This is a genomic window from Streptomyces sp. JN8 (assembly GCF_055808075.1).
Window position 1 is genome coordinate 409,688 of sequence record NZ_CM147852.1, and the last position, 16,986, is coordinate 426,673.

At 71.9% G+C, this 16,986-nt stretch carries 12 protein-coding genes and 1 pseudogene; 7 read left to right on the plus strand and 6 right to left on the minus strand.

Annotated features, from left to right (window positions below; all coding sequences use genetic code 11):
* The first annotated feature begins 60 nt into the window (after positions 1 to 60).
* The 4 genes from ACY0MR_RS01985 to ACY0MR_RS02000 all read left to right on the plus strand — a co-directional run bounded on the left by ACY0MR_RS01985 (position 61) and on the right by ACY0MR_RS02000 (position 6,069).
* The gene (locus ACY0MR_RS01985) at positions 61 to 1,899 is read left to right on the plus strand and encodes a lectin (protein ID WP_388801195.1); all 1,839 of its coding nucleotides are present in this window, start codon (positions 61 to 63) and stop codon (positions 1,897 to 1,899) included.
* A 66-nt stretch (positions 1,900 to 1,965) separates the two neighbouring features.
* Positions 1,966 to 5,052, plus strand: coding sequence for a glycoside hydrolase family 3 protein (locus tag ACY0MR_RS01990; RefSeq protein ID WP_473558632.1), 3,087 nt, complete (start codon positions 1,966 to 1,968; stop codon positions 5,050 to 5,052).
* A 94-nt stretch (positions 5,053 to 5,146) separates the two neighbouring features.
* Positions 5,147 to 5,518, plus strand: a complete 372-nt coding sequence (locus ACY0MR_RS01995) for a PadR family transcriptional regulator (protein ID WP_392039434.1) — start codon at positions 5,147 to 5,149, stop codon at positions 5,516 to 5,518.
* The gene (locus tag ACY0MR_RS02000) at positions 5,515 to 6,069 is read left to right on the plus strand and encodes an HAAS signaling domain-containing protein (RefSeq protein ID WP_473558635.1); all 555 of its coding nucleotides are present in this window, start codon (positions 5,515 to 5,517) and stop codon (positions 6,067 to 6,069) included. The genes ACY0MR_RS01995 and ACY0MR_RS02000 overlap by 4 nt, the downstream gene beginning before the upstream one ends.
* A 112-nt stretch (positions 6,070 to 6,181) precedes the next feature.
* Here ACY0MR_RS02000 and ACY0MR_RS02005 read toward each other — a convergent pair whose 3' ends face one another.
* The 5 genes and pseudogenes from ACY0MR_RS02005 to ACY0MR_RS02025 all read right to left on the minus strand — a co-directional run.
* Complete coding sequence (locus ACY0MR_RS02005) at positions 6,182 to 7,054, minus strand: poly(ethylene terephthalate) hydrolase family protein (protein ID WP_473558637.1); 873 nt, start codon at positions 7,052 to 7,054, stop codon at positions 6,182 to 6,184.
* 211 nt (positions 7,055 to 7,265) lie between these two features.
* Positions 7,266 to 8,261, minus strand: coding sequence for a type I glyceraldehyde-3-phosphate dehydrogenase (gene gap / locus ACY0MR_RS02010; RefSeq protein WP_388800065.1), 996 nt, complete (start codon positions 8,259 to 8,261; stop codon positions 7,266 to 7,268).
* 123 nt (positions 8,262 to 8,384) lie between these two features.
* Complete coding sequence (locus tag ACY0MR_RS02015; protein WP_361854007.1) at positions 8,385 to 9,344, minus strand: GlxA family transcriptional regulator; 960 nt, start codon at positions 9,342 to 9,344, stop codon at positions 8,385 to 8,387.
* An 83-nt stretch (positions 9,345 to 9,427) separates the two neighbouring features.
* The gene (locus ACY0MR_RS02020; protein WP_404081130.1) at positions 9,428 to 10,714 is read right to left on the minus strand and encodes a ricin-type beta-trefoil lectin domain protein; all 1,287 of its coding nucleotides are present in this window, start codon (positions 10,712 to 10,714) and stop codon (positions 9,428 to 9,430) included.
* Positions 10,715 to 10,856: 142 nt separating this feature from the next.
* Positions 10,857 to 12,062, minus strand: a pseudogene (locus ACY0MR_RS02025) (alginate lyase family protein); the annotation flags it as partial.
* A gap of 292 nt (positions 12,063 to 12,354) precedes the next feature.
* Here ACY0MR_RS02025 and tpx point away from each other — a divergent pair.
* Positions 12,355 to 12,855, plus strand: coding sequence for a thiol peroxidase (tpx, locus tag ACY0MR_RS02030; protein WP_392039422.1), 501 nt, complete (start codon positions 12,355 to 12,357; stop codon positions 12,853 to 12,855).
* A 112-nt stretch (positions 12,856 to 12,967) separates the two neighbouring features.
* On the opposite strand, the gene ACY0MR_RS02035 is transcribed toward tpx, so the two are convergent.
* Complete coding sequence (locus tag ACY0MR_RS02035) at positions 12,968 to 13,378, minus strand: Fur family transcriptional regulator (protein WP_388800053.1); 411 nt, start codon at positions 13,376 to 13,378, stop codon at positions 12,968 to 12,970.
* Positions 13,379 to 13,550: 172 nt separating this feature from the next.
* Between ACY0MR_RS02035 and katG the strand changes: the two genes are divergently transcribed.
* Positions 13,551 to 15,770 (plus strand): catalase/peroxidase HPI, encoded by a 2,220-nt coding sequence (katG, locus tag ACY0MR_RS02040; RefSeq protein WP_404081134.1) that lies wholly within the window; start codon positions 13,551 to 13,553, stop codon positions 15,768 to 15,770.
* Between the two features lie 240 nt (positions 15,771 to 16,010).
* Entirely contained in the window at positions 16,011 to 16,844 is an 834-nt protein-coding gene (locus ACY0MR_RS02045) for an NAD(P)H-binding protein (RefSeq protein ID WP_473558643.1), read from the plus strand.
* The last annotated feature ends 142 nt before the right edge of the window (positions 16,845 to 16,986 follow it).

Here is a 16,986-nt window from a genome sequence, read left to right on the forward strand (position 1 = left end):
CGGGCGAGAGCCGCCGGGCTCCGCACCCGCCGCCGGCCCCTCACCGCGCTGACCGCCGGCGTGCTCGTCGCCGGCAGCCTGGTCCTCACCGGGCCCGGCACCGCGCAGGCCGCGGGCGAGCGGGTCGACGTCTGGCTCACCACGACCTCCGACTCCGGCGGCCGTACCGTCACGCGCGGCCTCGCCCCGCAGGCGCCCCTCGCCTTCGGCCCGGCCGGCGGCTCCGCGAACCACACGATCACGGTGAACGAGAACACCACCTACCAGCAGTTCGAGGGCGGCGGCGCCTCCCTCACCGACACCACCGCCCACCTGCTGCGCGGCGGTGCCGTCAGCGCCGCCACCCGCGACGAGGTGATGCGCCGGCTGTTCTCGCCGACCGAGGGCATCGGCCTGTCCTTCGTCCGCAACCCCATCGGCGCCTCGGACCTCTCGCGGCCCGGCCACGTCTCCCTCGACGACACCTGCTGCGACCTGAACGACTTCGGCGCCAACGGCTACGACACCGACGTCCGGCTGCTGACCGTCCAGGCCAAGCAGCTCAACCCGGCCCTGCGCGTCAAGGGCGTGCCGTGGAGTGCGCCGGGCTGGATGAAGGACAACGGCCGAATGGACCAGATGGGCTGGCTGAAGGCGGAGTACTACCCGCTGTACGCCCAGTACCTGGTGAAGTACGTGCAGAGCTACCAGGCCGCCGGAGTCAGGCTCGACTACCTCTCCGTGCAGAACGAGCCGAACTGCTGCCAGGCCGGCAACCCGACCGCCATGAACTACCCGGGCATGAGCTGGAACCCCGCCGGGCTCGTCGAGTTCACCAAGAACCACGTCTACCCGGCGTTCCGGGCCGCGGGCATCACGACCAAGGTCCTCGTCCACGACTGGAACTACGGCGACTACGCGGGCTTCGGCGCCGGGATCCTGAACGACGCCGGCGTGCGCAACGACCCCCTGTTCGGCGGCATCGCCTGGCACGGCTACTTCGGCGACCCGGCCGTGGGCACCCAGGTCCACGACCAGTACCCCGCGGTGAAGCAGTTCAGCACCGAGCACTCGGGCGGCACGTGGATCGGGAACCAGCACAACGAGGACATGGCCGACATCGTCGACTACGCCCGCAACTGGAGCAGCAGCCTGGTCAAGTGGAGCCTCGGGCTCAACCAGAACATGGGCCCGCACAACGGCGGCTGCGGCACCTGCACCGGTCTCGTCACCGTGCAGGAGGGCGGCGCGCGGGCCGGGCAGGTCGACTACACCGTCGAGTACTACACGACGGGACACCTCACCAAGTTCGTGAAACCCGGCGCGTACCGGATCGACTCCACCGCGAACAGCACGGTCCGGAACGTGGCCTGGCGGAACTCCGACGGCTCGAAGGCGCTGATCGCCCACAACGGCGGCACCTCCGCCCAGTCCGTCCGCGTCGACTGGGGCAACCAGTCCTTCACGTACACGCTGCCGGCCCGCACCACCGCGACCTTCACCTGGTCGGGCACCACCGGTGGCGGGAGCGGAGCCGGCCCGCTGACGGGTCTCGCCGGCAAGTGCCTCGACGTGGCCGGCGGCGCCACCGCCGACGGCACCCCGGTCCAGCTGTACGGCTGCAACGGCACGACCGCGCAGCGCTGGACCCTCTCCGCCGACGGCGGCATCCGGGCGCTCGGCAAGTGCCTCGACGTCACCGGCGGTTCGACGGCCGACGGAGCACAGGTCCAGCTGTACACCTGCAACGGCACCGCCGCCCAGCGCTGGACGTACAACGCGACCACGCACGACGTCGTCAACACCGGCGCGAACAAGTGCCTGGACATCACCGGAAACTCCTCCGCCGACGGGACCCGGGCGCAGATCTGGACCTGCACCGGCGGGGCCAACCAGAAGTGGACCCACCACGCGGCCTGAACCCCGCGCGTCACCCGAGAGCCCTGTCCCCTCACGAGGCCCGCAGGGGCCTTCCAAGGAGCCCGCATGCCACCCGCACGTCCCCGCAGAATGGTCGGCGCCGCCGTCGTCGCCGCGACGGCCGTCCTCACCGGTCTGCTCACCGGCGGTCTGTCCAGCGCCGCCGCGCAGGAACCCGCGCCCCGGGCCGTCGACCGGTTCGAGGGGGAGATCCCCTTCGCCTCACCGCCCGCCGAGGGCCTGTTCACCTGGGGGAACGCCGCCGAGTCCCATCCCAGCCTGGAACTGAGGGAGCGCGCCGACGCGCCCGAGGGCGGCAAGGTCCTCGAAGGCCGCTACGACATCAGCGGCTGGGGCGGCTTCACCCATGACTTCGCCTTCGACCGGCCGGCGCACGACTGGACGGCGTACAAGGGGATCCGGTTCTGGTGGTACGGCCAGAACACGGCCCCGCTGCCGCCCGGCTCGGGCAGGCGGATCGCCCTGGAACTCAAGGACGGCGGCGCCAACGGCGAGGCGTCCGAGCTGTGGACGACCTCCTTCACCGACGACTGGGAGGGCTGGCACCTCGTCGAGGTCCCGTTCGCGGAGTTCCAGTACCGCACCGACTACCAGCCCGTCGGCGGCATCGACCAGGTCCTCGGGCTCGACCGGATGTGGGGCTACGCGGTCACGCTCCCGACCGGCGGACCGGGGTCGTTCGCCCTCGACGGCGTCGAGCTGTACGGCACGGCGGAGCCCGCGCTCACGACCAAGGTGGTCACGAAGTCCGTCGTGCACCCCGTCGACGAGGGCGGCGGCGCCCGGGTCGACGTCTCGGTGGCCACCACCGGCTCCGGACCGATCGGCGAACCCGTCACCGTGGCGTACACGACGGAGGGCGGCACCGAAGCCGGGCGAGCCGAGCCCGGAAAGGACTACCGCCCGGTCACCGGGAGCCTCGTGTTCCCGGCCGGGACCCCCTCCGGCACGACCCGCTCGATCACCGTGCAGACCCTCGCGGACGGCTCGGCCGAGTCCGCGGAGACGATCCCGCTGAAGCTCACGGTCGAGGGCGCCAAGGCTCCCGCCGAGAACCCGCTGGTCGTGGTGAACGCGCACGGTCTGCCGTACCTCGACCGCACACTGCCGGTGCGCAAGCGGGTCGCCGATCTCCTGTCCCGCATGTCCCTGGCCGAGAAGGCCGGCCAGATGACCCAGGCGGAGCGGAACGCGCTGCGGGCCCAGGGGGACATCGCCGGGTACGCCCTCGGGTCCCTGCTCTCCGGCGGCGGCTCAGTCCCCACCCCCAACACCCCCGCCGCCTGGGCGGCCATGGTCGACGCGTACCAGCTGCGCGCGCAGGCGACCCGCTTCCAGATCCCGCTGATCTACGGCGTGGACGCGGTGCACGGGCACAACAACGTCATCGGCGCGACGATCATGCCGCACAACATCGGCATCGGTGCCGGCCGCGACCCGGAACTCGCCGCGCGGACCGGCGCCGTCACCGCGAAGGAGGTCCGGGCGACGGGCGTGCCCTGGGACTTCGCCCCGTGCCTCTGCGTGACCCGTGACGAGCGGTGGGGCCGCTCCTACGAGGCGTTCGGCGAGGACCCGGCGCTCGTCACCGCGATGGAGACCGTCATCAACGGCATGCAGGGCGCCCGGAACGGCAAGGACCTCGTCCGCAACGACAAGGTCCTGACCAGCGCCAAGCACTTCGTCGGCGACGGCGGCACCGCCTTCGGCTCCTCGACCACCGGTTCGTACACGATCGACCAGGGCGTCACCGAGGTCACGCGGGCGGAGCTGGAGGCGGTGCACCTGGCGCCGTTCGCCGAGGCGGTGAAGCGCGGCACGGGCACGGTCATGCCCTCGTACTCCTCGCTCGACATCCTCGGGGACGAGCAGGGTCCGGTGAAGATGCACGCCAACGCCGAGATGATCAACGGCGTCCTGAAGGACCGGATGGGCTTCGAGGGCTTCGTCGTCAGCGACTGGCAGGCCATCGACCAGATCCCGGGCGACTACCCCAGCGACGTGCGCACCTCGGTCAACGCCGGCCTCGACATGATCATGGTGCCGACGAACTACCAGGAGTTCACCCGGACGCTGACCTCCGAGGTGGAGTCCGGCCGGATCACCACCGCGCGGATCGACGACGCGGTGGCCCGCATCCTGACCCAGAAGTTCCGCCTCGGACTCTTCGAGAAGCCGTACGCGGACACCTCGAACCTGCCGTCGATCGGTTCGGCCGAGCACCGCGCGGTGGCGCGGGAGGCGGTGGCGAAGTCGCAGGTGCTCCTGAAGAACGAGGGGTCGGTCCTGCCGCTGAAGCCCTCGCAGAAGGTGTACGTGGCCGGGTCGAACGCCGACGACCTGGGCAACCAGGCGGGCGGCTGGACCATCAGCTGGCAGGGCGCCTCCGGCCGCACCACGACCGGCACGACGATCCTCGAAGCGATGCGGAAGACGGCGCCGGAGGCCGGGATCGGCTGGTCGAAGGACGCTTCCGCGCCGACCGACGGGTACGACGTCGGCGTGGTGGTGGTCGGCGAGACGCCGTACGCCGAGGGGTTCGGCGACGTGGGCAACGGCCACGACCTCGAACTCACGGCCGCCGACAAGGCCGCGGTCGACAAGGTCTGCGCGGCGATGCCGTGCGCGGTCCTGGTGGTGTCGGGCCGGCCGCAGCTCGTCGGCGACCGTCTGCCCGCCGTCGACGCCCTGGTGGCCTCCTGGCTCCCGGGCACGGAGGGCGACGGCGTCGCCGACGTCCTCTACGGCAAGCGGCCGTTCACCGGCCGGCTTCCGGTCAGCTGGCCGAAGTCCGAGGCCCAGCTGCCCCTCAACGTGGGTGACCTCAGGTACGACCCCCAGTACCCGTACGGCTGGGGGTTGACCACCCTCACCCCGGCGCCCTCCGGTGGCGAGCCCGCGCTGCGGGCGCTGCGGGTCGCGGCCACGGCCCTCCAGGCGGTCGGCCGCGGCGACTCCGCCGAGGGGCGGAAGCTCGTGGGAGTGGCACGGCAGATCGTCCAGAAGAAGATCGGACAGCGGATCACCGAGGCCACGGCCAAGCCGTTCGCCGACGCGGACCACCTGCTGCTCACCGGTGATCTCGCGGGCGCCGTCGGCAAGCTGACGGAGGCGTACCGCGCGGCGGGCTGACGGAGGACGCTGACACACGGTCCGGCCCCCGGGGAGGACGCCTCCCCGGGGGCCGGGCTTGTCGTGGTCACGCTCCCGAGCTATCTTGCATTGCATGGTTCCTGGTAACGCAATGAACGAGACGGGCGACAGGGTCCCCAGCCAGCTCCGCAAGGGAGTGCTGGAGTACTGCGTCCTCGCGCTGCTCAGGGACGAGCCGAAGTACGGCGTCGAGCTCGTCGCCGAGCTCTCCGCGGTCAGCGTCATGACCACCAGCCAGGGGACGATCTACCCCCTGCTGTCACGCCTGCGCCGCGAGGGCCTCGTCGCCACCGAGCTGCGCGACTCCCCCAGCGGACCGCCGCGCCGCTACTACACGCTCACGGGCGTCGGCCGGGCCTCCCTGGCCGAGTTCGCCCAGGCGTGGCCGCTGTTCAGGGACGCCGTCGACCACTTCCTCACCGACCCACAGGGGGACTCCGCATGAACGCCACCGACCAGCACCCGCTCGTCGCCGCCTACCTCGACGCCGTCGCGCGCGAGACCGCCGAACTGCCCGCCGAGCGCCGGGCCGAGCTCCTCGCGGACCTCCGTGAGCACATCGAGGTCAGCGGCGCGGAGGGCGAGGAGCAGCTCCGCGCCGTCCTGGCCGGGCTCGGCGAGCCGCGGACCGTGGCCGCCTCCGCGCTCGCCGAGGAGGCCCCGGCCCGACGGGCGCCCGTCGCCGGGGCCGGGCGGGGCAGGCTGACCGCGATCCTGCTCGGAGCCTCCGGAGTGCTCCTGCTGCTCAACCCGTGGGTGGGCGCGCTCGCCCTGATCGCCGCGTTGGTCCTGCTCTGGAGCGCGCCGCTGTGGACCGGTCGGCAGAAGGCCCTGGGGACCGCCGCGGGCGTCGCGGTCCCCGTCGTCGTCCTGCTGGGCGCGCTGCTCGGGGCCGCGTCCCGCATCGGGATCGTGGAACTCCTGCTGATGCTCGTGTTCTCGCTGGGCGTGCCGGTGCTCGGTGCCGTCCTGCTGCTGCGGGCCGCGCGCCGCTGACGGCCGGGCACGGTGCGGTGCGGCAGGCGCGGCAGGCGCGGCACGGCGCGGTGCGGTTCCGGGACGGGTCCCCTCCGGGGCGCCCCGGAGCCGCGCCGTGTGCGCGCCCCGCTCAGGCCGCGGGTCCCGGGATCCGGAGTGCCTCGGCGTTGCGGTCCCAGCCGGACCAGGTGTCGTCGTCGGCGCAGTAGCCGCAGTCGGGGCCGAAGAACATCCCGCGGGCGTTCTCGTCGCCGAGCAGCCAGTAGCGGAGCCAGGCGGTGGTGGGGGCGCGGAAGTCCCCGCCGTCGCCGACGGAGGCGAGGTGTCCGGCGCCGCGGACCTCGCCGTACACGGCGGGGGCGTGGCCGGTGTCCCGGTACAGGGCCTTCACCAGGGCCGGCCACACCGTCAGGTCGCGCTGACCGGCCAGGTAGAAGACGGGTTCGTCCATGAGGTCCGGGTCGGTCAGCGGGCCCGGCTGGATCGGTACCGCCGTGTCGACCCGGGGGTCGACGGCCGCGTTGACGGCGGCCGCGCCGCCCTGCGAGTGGCCCGCCGAGGCGATGTGGTCGAGGTCCACCTTGCCGTGGAAGGGGCTGGAGGGGTCGGCGTTCCGGCGCTCCAGGACGTCGATCCCCGCCCGCATGCTGATCGCGAAGTTCGAGGTGGGGGTGTTGGCGGCGGCGACGATGAAGCCCTGGCTCGCCCAGTGCCGCAGCAGCGCGCTGTAGACCCCGGGCACGGCACCCGTCCCGTTGCCCCAGATGACGACCGGGTGGCGCTCACCCGCCTGCCCCATGGTCCGGGGGTAGTAGAAGGTGTGGACCGCCTCGATGTCGACGGCCACCTCGTACGGCCCGGTCCGGCCCCAGTCGGTGCCCACGGACGGAACGGTGCCCGCCGTCCCCACATCGGCGGCCCCTGCCGTGCCCGGCGCGGTGCACACGGCCATGACGGCGGCGAGCAGCAGACCGCCGAACAGTCGGCTCGTTCTCCCTGGCATGCGAACTCCTTCACGGGTCGGGCACGTTGCGCGTCCTCGCAAGCGTGACCAGGCCATGATCGAGCGCGCCGGGGCGGGTGTCTGTCCGCAGGAGCCCAGTCCTCGCGCCACCGTCCTGGGCATCTGCCCAGGACGCACGGCGCCCCCGCCGAATCCGTGGTTCGGCGGGGGCGGCGGCGTGCGGGGTGGCGCGTGCCGGTGGTGTCCGGGGTCAGCCGGCCAGCAGCTGGAGCGTGTCGATCACGCGGTTCGAGAAGCCCCACTCGTTGTCGTACCAGGCGACGACCTTGATGTGGCGGCCCTCGACGCGGGTGAGCTCCGAGTCGAAGATCGACGAGGCGGGGTTGCCGGTGATGTCGGAGGAGACCAGGGCGTCCTCCGAGTACTCCAGGACGCCGGCGAGCGGACCGGCCGCGGCGGCGCGGTAGGCCTCCAGGACGTCCTCGCGGGTCACGTCGCGGGCGACGGTGGTGTTGAGCTCGACGATGGAGCCGACCGGGACCGGCACGCGGATGGAGTCGCCGGACAGCTTGCCGTCGAGGTTCGGCAGCACGTGGCCGATCGCCTTGGCGGCACCCGTGGAGGTCGGGACGATGTTGACGCCGGCGGCGCGGGCACGACGCGGGTCGCGGTGCGGGCCGTCCTGCAGGTTCTGCTCCTGCGTGTAGGCGTGGACGGTCGTCATGAAGCCGTGCTCGATGCCGGCCAGGTCGTCGAGGACCTTGGCGAGGGGCGCGAGGGCGTTCGTGGTGCAGGAGGCGTTCGAGACGATCGTGTGCAGGTCCGCGTCGTACGCGTCGGTGTTGACGCCGTACGCGAGGGTGACGTCGGCGCCGTCGGCGGGGGCGCTGACGAGGACGCGCTTGGCACCGGCGTCGATGTGGGCGCGGGCGGCCTTGGCGTTGGTGAAGCGGCCGGTGGCCTCCAGGACGATCTCGACGCCGAGCTCGGCCCAGGGAAGCTGCGCCGGCTCGCGCTCGGCGAGGACCTTGATGCGGCGGCCGTCGACGACGAGGGTGTCGCCGTCGACGCTCACGGGACGGCCGAGGCGACCCGAGGTCGAGTCGAAGGCGAGCAGTCGCGCGAGGGCCTTCGGCTCCGTCAGGTCGTTGACGGCCACGACCTCGAGGTCGGTGTCGCGCTCGAGGAGTGCGCGGAGCACGTTGCGTCCGATGCGGCCGAACCCGTTGATGGCGATGCGAGTCATGAATGGTGTCCCTTCAACTTCTGCGTCGCCACCAGGTTCGCTCGCCGGGAACGGTCCTGACAGAGGCGGGATCGCCACGGTCCGAAAGGATCGCGCCAAGGTCTTCGACCTCGCGCGGCGGGGCTACTCGCCCTTGGTGAAGGTGCGGCGGTAGTCGCTCGGCGTGGTGCCGAGGATGCGCTGGAAGTGCAGCCGGAGGTTGGCGCCGGTGCCGAGGCCGACGTCCGCGGCGATCTGCTCGACGCTCCGCTCCGAGCGCTCCAGGAGCTCTCGCGCGAGGTCGACGCGGGCCCGCATGACCCACTGCATGGGGGTGTAGCCGGTGTCCTCGACGAAACGGCGGGAGAAGGTGCGCGCCGAGACGGCCGCGTGGTGGGCGAGGACGTCCAGGGTGAGGGGCTCGCCGAGCCGGTGCAGGGCCCACTCCCGGGTGGCGGCGAACCGTTCGCCGAGCGGCTCGGGCAGGCTGCGCGGCACGTACTGCGCCTGGCCGCCGCTGCGGTAGGGGGCGGCGACCAGGCGTCGGGCGGCGTGGTTCGCGGCGGCGACGCCGAGGTCGCCGCGCAGGATGTGGAGGCACAGGTCGATGCCGGAGGCGGCGCCGGCGGAGGTGAGGACGCTGCCCTCGTCGACGAACAGGACGTTCTCGTCGACGTGGACGAGGGGGCGCTTCGCGGCGAGGGCCTGGGTGTAGTGCCAGTGCGTGGTGGCGCGCTTGCCGTCGAGCAGTCCGGTGGCGGCGAGCGCGAAGGCGCCCGTGGAGATGGCGGCGAGGCGCGCGCCGCGGTCGTGGGCGGCGATCAGCGCGTCGACCACGCCCCGCGGCGGGTCCTCGCGGTCGGGGAAGCGGTAGCCGGGGACGAAGACGACGTCGGCCCAGGCGAGGGCGTCGAGGCCGTGGGCGACGGCGTAGGAGAGGCCGTCGCCCCCGGCGACGAGGCCGGGTTCCGCGCCGCACACCCTCACCTCGTACGGCATGCTGGCGCGGGTCGTGAAGACCTGTGCGGGGATGCCGACGTCGAGCGGCTTCGCCCCTTCGAGTACGAGGACGGCGACGCGGTGGAGGCGGGGAGTGGGCGGCACGGGTACCAGCCTAGGCGGGCCGCCCGCGTCACTCGCGGACGGCTCCGCGGGTCAGCGTGGGCCCGCCGGGGGCCGGGCGGTACTCAGCGTGTCACCGTCCACTTCTGGTTCGCGCCTCCGCCGCACGACCAGATCTGCAGCCGGGTGCCGTTGGCGGAGCTGTTGCCGGTGGCGTCCAGGCATTTTCCGGAGCCGAGGTTGACGATGTCCCGGGCCGCGTTGGCGGTCCACTGCTGGGCTCCGGTGCCGTTGCAGTCCCAGAGCTGGACGGGGGTGCCGTCCGCCGTGCCCGCGGAGGTGACGTCGAGGCACTTGCCCAGGGCCCGGACCGTGCCGTCGGTGCCGACGGTCCATTTCTGGGCGGCGGTGCCGTTGCAGTCGTAGAGCTGGACGGGCGTGCCGTTCGCGCTGTCGGCCGCGGCCACGTCGACGCACTTGCCGCCGATGCCGGTGATCGGTCCGCCGGTCACGGGGGTGTCGGCGGTGGTGACGCGGACGTGGTCGACGACGAGTTGCTGCGGGAAGGCGGTCGAGCCGTCCGGGTCGCCGGGCCAGTAGCCGCCGACGGCGAGGTTGAGGATGAGGAAGAAGGGCTTGTCGAAGACCCAGGCGCGGCCGCCGAGGTCGGCGGGCGTACGGGTCTGGTAGACGGTGCCGTCCACCGACCAGGTGATCCTGCCGGGCGCCCAGTCCACGGCGAAGGTGTGGAAGGCGTCGGCGAAGGCCTGCCCGCCGGGCAGGGTGTAGCCGGCGCCGATGCCGCCGGAGCCGGAGTAGCCGGGGCCGTGGAGGGTGCCGTGCACGGTGGAGGGCTCGAATCCGACGTTCTCCATGATGTCGATCTCGCCGGACGCGGGCCAGCCGACCTGGCCGAGGTCGTTGCCGAGCATCCAGAAGGCGGGCCACATGCCCTGCCCGCGCGGCACCTTCATCCGGGCCTCGACGTGGCCGTACTGGGCGGTGAACTTCCCGGCGGTGTTGAGCCGTGCCGAGGTGTACTCGCACCGCCCGTACCAGCACTGGTAGTTGCCGGGGTTCTCCTTGCGGGCGGTGATGACGAGGTGGCCCTGGCCGTCGAGGGCGGCGTTGCGGTTCCCGGCCGTGTAGTACTGCCGCTCGTGGTTGCTGACGTTGTCGCCGGTCTCGATCTGCCACCGCGAGCCGTCCACGGGGAGGCCCGCGGCGCCGTCGAAGGTGTCGGAGAAGGTGACGGCGGCCGCCTCGGCCGCCGGCCGGAGGGCGGTGGTCGTTGCGGCGGGGCCGGTGTTCCGGGTGGGGCCGGTGGGGCCGAGCGCCGCGGTGGCCAGGGCCAGGGCGAGTGCCGTCACGGCGGTGAACAGCGGCCGCCGTGCTGTGCGGGCGGAGGGCATGGCTCTCACTTCCGTCGGGTGTGGGGAGAGGCGACCTCTGCCATGCACATGACATAGCAGCGGTTCGATCGCCTCCATGATTTAAGAAGTGAAGTAAGGGGGCGTCAAGAGGTGCGGACTCCCTCGCGCGTCCGGGTCGGTTGGGGTTCCCCGCGTGGGTGAGGGTCTCCCAGGCGACGAAGAGGTTGTCGGTCCCCGCCGGGCGCCGGGACTCGGTGAGGTTCCTGGTGTTGGTCATCGCGTACCCCATCCGGTGGTTCAGCGCGTTGAAGCCGACCTCGGTGACCGGCCCGAGGTGGTCCTTGAGGGTCCCGCCGCAGAGCCGGCCGGGAACCGTCGCCCCGAGTTCGTACGTCGCGTGCAGGCCGAGCGCGTGCCGCAGCCGGTCGGCCACCTCCGGATAGAGGTCCTGGCCCTGGATCCGGCTGGTCTCGGCGATGTGGGAGATGGCGGACAGCCCGTACCCGGTGTGGGTCAGGTCGCGGCAGGTCTCCTGGGTCAGGCCGTCCACGAAGGTGGCCTGGCCCTGCCAGTACCGGACGATCTCGTCGCGCGTGTCGAGGCCGCTGCCCGGCGCCGTCTTCGGCAGGGCCCCGTCGCTCGCGAGGTACATGTACGCGGGGACACGGCCGCGGAACGTCGCCACGGCCCGGTCTTAGGCGGCGCGGTCCTCCAGGAAGACCGCGATGCCGATGGCCGCCTCGGTCATGCTGAGCTACCAGTCGCCGTTGGAGTGGGAGCCGCCCGCCACCTCGGGCAGGTAGACGTCGCGGAGCATCGCCTTGAACCGGTCCACGCGCGCCTGCGGCCATCCGGTGCAGGTGTAGCGGATGATCTCGGCGGCCCGCGGCCACGACGAGCCGGCCCAGCCCGTCTGCAGCGGCGCGTTGGAGTGGCTGTGATCGGCGATCACACCGGACCAGGCGTCCATGATCTCGACGGCCTTCCGGGCGTACCGGGCGTCGCGCGTGACGTACCAGGCGAGGGACAGCGTGTAGGCCGCGATGGCGTCCTCGCGCTCGTCGGTGCAGCCGTTGTTCGGGTTGGAGTACGACCCGCACTCCACGACCGCGCGGGGCTTCGGGACCCGGGAGAGCGAGGCGTACTTGCTCGTCGCCATCCGGTCGTAGGCGTTCTTCCAGGGCTGCGCACCGGCGTTGACCCGCTCCCGGACGAAGTCGAGCTGGCCGCGGGAGACCAGGACACCGGGGTGGACGAACGCGGCGGGGGCGGCTTCCGCGCGCCCCCCGCCGGGGACCGCGACGAGGGCGGCGGCCAGCAGGGGGACCCCGAGCACCACCCTCCTCCCGGTCCGCTTCACCGGGGAGGCGTCACGTCGTACGACCATGGGGTTGCCCCCTCTTCACATACATGAACGTCCAGAAGCTGTCGAGGGTGGAATCTAAAGGTCTGAACCAAAGGCGTCAAGGCCCAGAATTCCCGGGATCCCGGCCTGAAGGACGGAGTTCTCGATCCGGCCGAGACGGAAGGGTGCCTACCTACCTTCCCCGACGTTCACATCGATGAACGCCTTCACGTCGGCGACGACGGGCCCGATCCGGCATCCGTGTCCGGCGGGCGGGTCATCACGCCGTACGATTCCCCTCGTTGTCACTTACATCGTCCTAAGGAGATCTCCCATGGCCCAGGTCACGCTGAAGGGCAGCCCGGTACAGGTCAACGGCACCCTGCCGACCCCGGGAAGCCAGGCTCCTGACTTCACGCTCGTCGCCGAGGGCCTGGCGGACAAGTCGCTGAAGGACTACGCCGGTCAGCGCAAGGTCCTCAACATCTTCCCGAGCGTCGACACGCCCACCTGCGCGTCCTCCGTCCGCGCCTTCAACGAGAAGGTCGGCTCGCTGGAGAACACGGTGGTGCTCTGCATCTCCGCCGACCTCCCCTTCGCGCAGGCCCGCTTCTGCGGCGCCGAGGGCCTCGAGAACGTCAAGAGCCTCTCGACGCTCCGCGGCCGCGAGTTCCACACCAACTACGGCGTGGAGATCGCGGACGGCCCGCTGGCCGGCCTGACCGCCCGCGCGGTCGTCGTGCTCGACGAGAACGACACCGTCCTGCACGCCCAGCTCGTCGGCGAGATCGCCGAGGAGCCCAGCTACGACGACGCGCTGGCCGCACTCAAGTAGTGGCACCGGCGCCGCCCGACGGCGCCACGCAGAGGAGCCCCTCCACCGCCAGGTGGAGGGGCTCCTCTCGTTCCGGGCCGCCCGGAACCGGCGACCGGGACGGGCCGGCCGGTCAGGCGCAGGCGGGGCAGAGCCCGCGGTAGGTCACGTCCGCCTTCGAGACCGTGAAACCGAAGCGCTCCGCGGGCGGGAGCACGGCGAGCGGATCCCCCGTCGGGTGGACGTCGCGGATGATGCCGCAGTTCGAGCAGACCAGGTGCTGGTGCGGCCGGCGGGCGTTCGGGTCGTACCGCTTCGCCCTGCCGTCGGTCGAGAGCTCGACGACCTCTCCGAGGGCCACCAGCTCGCCCAGGGTGTTGTAGACGGTCGCCCGTGCGATCTCCGGGAGGCTCTCCACGGCACGTGCGTGCACCTCGTCGGCCGTGAGGTGGACGTGCTCGCCCGCGAGGACCTCCGCGACCACGCGCCGCTGGGAGGTCATGCGCCAGCCACGCGCCCGCAGGCGCTCCAGCAGGTCACTCATTTTCGGCCCACCCCTTCGAACGGTTGGCGTGGTTCTTGACTTGGACACTGTCCATTGTAGGATCGCTTCCGGCAATAGCCAAGGCACACCACGGCTCCGGTCGGGCACGAGACACCCCACTGGTGCCCGCCCTGGCTGAGCACCGAGATCCGCCCCGTCCGGAAGGATTCCCATGTCCGAGAACCACGACGCCATCGTCACCGACCCCGCAACGCCGGAGTCGGGCGGATGCCCGGTGGCGCACGGCCGTGCCGCGCACCCGACCCAGGGCGGCGGAAACCGCCAGTGGTGGCCGGAGCGGCTCAACCTGAAGATCCTCGCCACCAACCCCGTCGTGGGGAACCCGCTCGGTGAGGAGTTCGACTACGCGGAGGCGTTCAACGCCCTCGACCTCGCGGCCGTCAAGCGCGACATCGCCGAGGTGCTCACCACCTCGCAGGACTGGTGGCCCGCCGACTTCGGCCACTACGGCCCGCTCATGATCCGCATGGCCTGGCACAGCGCCGGCACGTACCGCATCAGCGACGGTCGCGGTGGCGCCGGTGCCGGTCAGCAGCGCTTCGCGCCGCTGAACAGCTGGCCGGACAACGGCAACCTGGACAAGGCCCGCCGCCTGCTGTGGCCGGTGAAGAAGAAGTACGGCCAGAACATCTCCTGGGCCGACCTCATGATCCTCACGGGCAACGTCGCGCTGGAGACGATGGGCTTCAAGACCTTCGGCTTCGCCGGTGGCCGCGCCGACGTCTGGGAGGCCGACGAGGACGTCTACTGGGGCCCCGAGACCACCTGGCTCGGCGACGAGCGCTACACCGGCGACCGCGAGCTGGAGAGCCCGCTCGGCGCCGTCCAGATGGGCCTCATCTACGTCAACCCCGAGGGCCCCAACGGCAACCCGGACCCGATCGCCGCGGCCCGCGACATCCGCGAGACGTTCCGCCGCATGGCGATGAACGACGAGGAGACCGTCGCCCTCATCGCCGGCGGCCACACCTTCGGCAAGACCCACGGCGCCGGCCCCGCGGACAACGTCGGCGACGACCCCGAGGCCGCCCCCCTGGAGGCGCAGGGCTTCGGCTGGGCGAACTCGTACGGCACCGGCAAGGGCGCCGACGCGATCACCAGTGGTCTGGAGGTCACCTGGACCACCACGCCCGCGCAGTGGGGCCACGACTTCTTCAAGCACCTCTTCGAGTACGAGTACGAGCTCACCCAGAGCCCGGCCGGCGCGAACCAGTGGGTGGCGAAGAACGCCGAGGCGATCATCCCCGACGCCCACGACGCGTCGAAGAAGCACCTCCCGACGATGCTCACCACCGACCTGTCGCTCCGCTTCGACCCGGCCTACGAGCAGATCTCTCGGCGCTTCTACGAGAACCCCGAGCAGTTCGCGGACGCCTTCGCCCGCGCCTGGTACAAGCTGACGCACCGTGACATGGGCCCCGTCGTCCGCTACCTCGGCCCGGAGGTCCCCTCCGAGGTCCTCCTGTGGCAGGACCCGCTGCCCGCCCGCGAGGGCGAGACCCTCGACGCGTCGGACATCGCCTCCCTCAAGGAGCAGGTCCTCGCCTCGGACCTGACCGTCGCGCAGCTGGTCTCCGCCGCCTGGGCCTCGGCCTCCTCCTTCCGCGGCAGCGACAAGCGCGGCGGCGCCAACGGCGGACGCATCCGCCTGGAGCCGCAGCGCAACTGGGAGGTCAACAACCCGGACGAGCTCGCGCAGGTGCTCCGCACCCTCGAGGGCGTCAAGGCCTCCTTCGACGCCGCGGGCTCCAAGAAGGTCTCGATCGCGGACCTGATCGTGCTCGCGGGCGCCGCGGCCGTCGAGAAGGCGGCCAAGGACGGCGGCGTCGACATCGAGGTGCCGTTCACCCCGGGCCGCGTGGACGCCTCGCAGGACCAGACGGACGTGGAGTCCTTCGCCGCCCTGGAGCCGCAGGCCGACGGCTTCCGCAACTACCTCGGCAAGGGCAACCGCCTCCCCGCCGAGTACCTGCTGGTCGACCGCGCGAACCTGCTCACCCTGAGCGCGCCGGAGCTGACGGTCCTCGTCGGCGGCCTCCGCGTCCTGGGCGCGAACCACCAGAACTCCGCGCACGGTGTCCTCACCACGGCCCCGGGCACCCTGACCAACGACTTCTTCGTCAACCTGCTCGACATGGGGACGACCTGGTCGGCGACGTCCGAGGACGCCACCGCCTACGAGGGCCGCGACTCCGCCACCGGCGAGGTCAAGTGGACGGGCACCCGCGCCGACCTGGTCTTCGGCTCGAACTCCGAGCTGCGCGCGCTGGCCGAGGTCTACGCGAGCGACGACGCGAAGAAGAAGTTCGTGACCGACTTCGTCTCCGCGTGGGACAAGGTCATGAACCTGGACCGGTTCGACACCGTCTGATCCCCCGGTCCGGTCCGCACGGGTGCGGACCGGACCGAAAGCGGCGGACCCCGTGAATTCCCCAGGACCCCGCCGGTCGGCTCCGTCGACCGGCGGGGTCTTCGCGCGTTCACGCGCGTGATCGCGGAGGCCTTCAAGGGTCGAGATCCGCTCAGAGATAGGTCATGTGCCGGCCTAGATGCCTCCTAGCGTTCGTTCTCGGCAGGAACGCCTGCGGAACGCCACAAGGGAGAGCCCCGAATGACCATTCTGGTGACCGGCGGAACGGGACGCCTGGGCCGTCACATCGTGGAGCGGTTGCTGCTCACGGGCCAGACGGTCCGCGTGCTGACCCGCGATGCGGGCGCCGCCCGGCTGCCGACGGGCGTCGAGGTGGTGGAGGGCGACCTGGAGCAGCCGTCGTCCCTGGCTGCGGCGCTGGACGGCGTCGGCGCCGTGCACCTGCTCGGCACCACGGGGGCGGACCACGCGCCACTGCGGACCGGGGGCGAGATCCTGACGATGGCAGCCGAGGCGGGCGTGCGCCGGATCACGGTCCTGTCGCCCGGCGACGGGCAGGAGTGGGACGGGGCGGTGCGTGGCAGCGGTCTGGAATGGACCTTCCTCTGGCCGGTCGACCTGATGGCCAATGCCTTGGGGTGGGCCGAGGCCATCCGCACCGAGGGGCGGGTCCGTGAACCGTACGGCGACCGGCGAACCGCCTCAGTGCACGAGAGGGATGTCGCCGACGTCGTCGGCGCCATCCTGACCGAAGGCGGACACGCCGGTCGCAGCTACGTCCTGACCGGCCCTCAGGCTCTCCGCCCGACCGACAAGACCGCCGTCCTCGCGGCGGCGACCGGCCGCGAGATCCACTTCACGCACCTGACGGACGGGCAGGCGCGCGAGCTGTGGCGGGCTCAGGGATGGCCGGAGGAGGGCATCGACTTCATGCTGCGCATGTGGGCGACGGTGCCCACCACGGTGGCCGATGTGACGTCTTCGGTGGAGCGTGTCACCGGCCGTCCTCCCCGGAGTTTCGCGCAATGGGCCACGGCTCACGCCGGGACGTTCCAAAGCCACGGCTCCGCGTAGGACACCGAACCGGGTGTCGAGCACGCGCCGGCACGAACGCAGCCAAGTGAGCGACCCGGCCGGCCCGGACGCCGTCGGGCCGGTGACGGACGCCCCGGTTCCACAACCCGCGGGCCGTGTCAGGAACCGTTCCCGGGCGTTG

Bases quoted from the DNA above. Each gene is read 5' to 3' on its own strand.
- ACY0MR_RS01990 (WP_473558632.1), top strand. From the start codon at position 1,966: ATGCCACCCGCACGTCCCCGCAGAATGGTCGGCGCCGCCGTCGTCGCC.
- ACY0MR_RS01995 (WP_392039434.1), top strand. From the start codon at position 5,147: ATGGTTCCTGGTAACGCAATGAACGAGACGGGCGACAGGGTCCCCAGC.
- ACY0MR_RS02000 (WP_473558635.1), top strand. From the start codon at position 5,515: ATGAACGCCACCGACCAGCACCCGCTCGTCGCCGCCTACCTCGACGCC.
- ACY0MR_RS02005 (WP_473558637.1), bottom strand. From the start codon at position 7,054: ATGCCAGGGAGAACGAGCCGACTGTTCGGCGGTCTGCTGCTCGCCGCC.
- gap (WP_388800065.1), bottom strand. From the start codon at position 8,261: ATGACTCGCATCGCCATCAACGGGTTCGGCCGCATCGGACGCAACGTG.
- ACY0MR_RS02020 (WP_404081130.1), bottom strand. From the start codon at position 10,714: ATGCCCTCCGCCCGCACAGCACGGCGGCCGCTGTTCACCGCCGTGACG.
- tpx (WP_392039422.1), top strand. From the start codon at position 12,355: ATGGCCCAGGTCACGCTGAAGGGCAGCCCGGTACAGGTCAACGGCACC.
- ACY0MR_RS02035 (WP_388800053.1), bottom strand. From the start codon at position 13,378: ATGAGTGACCTGCTGGAGCGCCTGCGGGCGCGTGGCTGGCGCATGACC.
- katG (WP_404081134.1), top strand. From the start codon at position 13,551: ATGTCCGAGAACCACGACGCCATCGTCACCGACCCCGCAACGCCGGAG.
- ACY0MR_RS02045 (WP_473558643.1), top strand. From the start codon at position 16,011: ATGACCATTCTGGTGACCGGCGGAACGGGACGCCTGGGCCGTCACATC.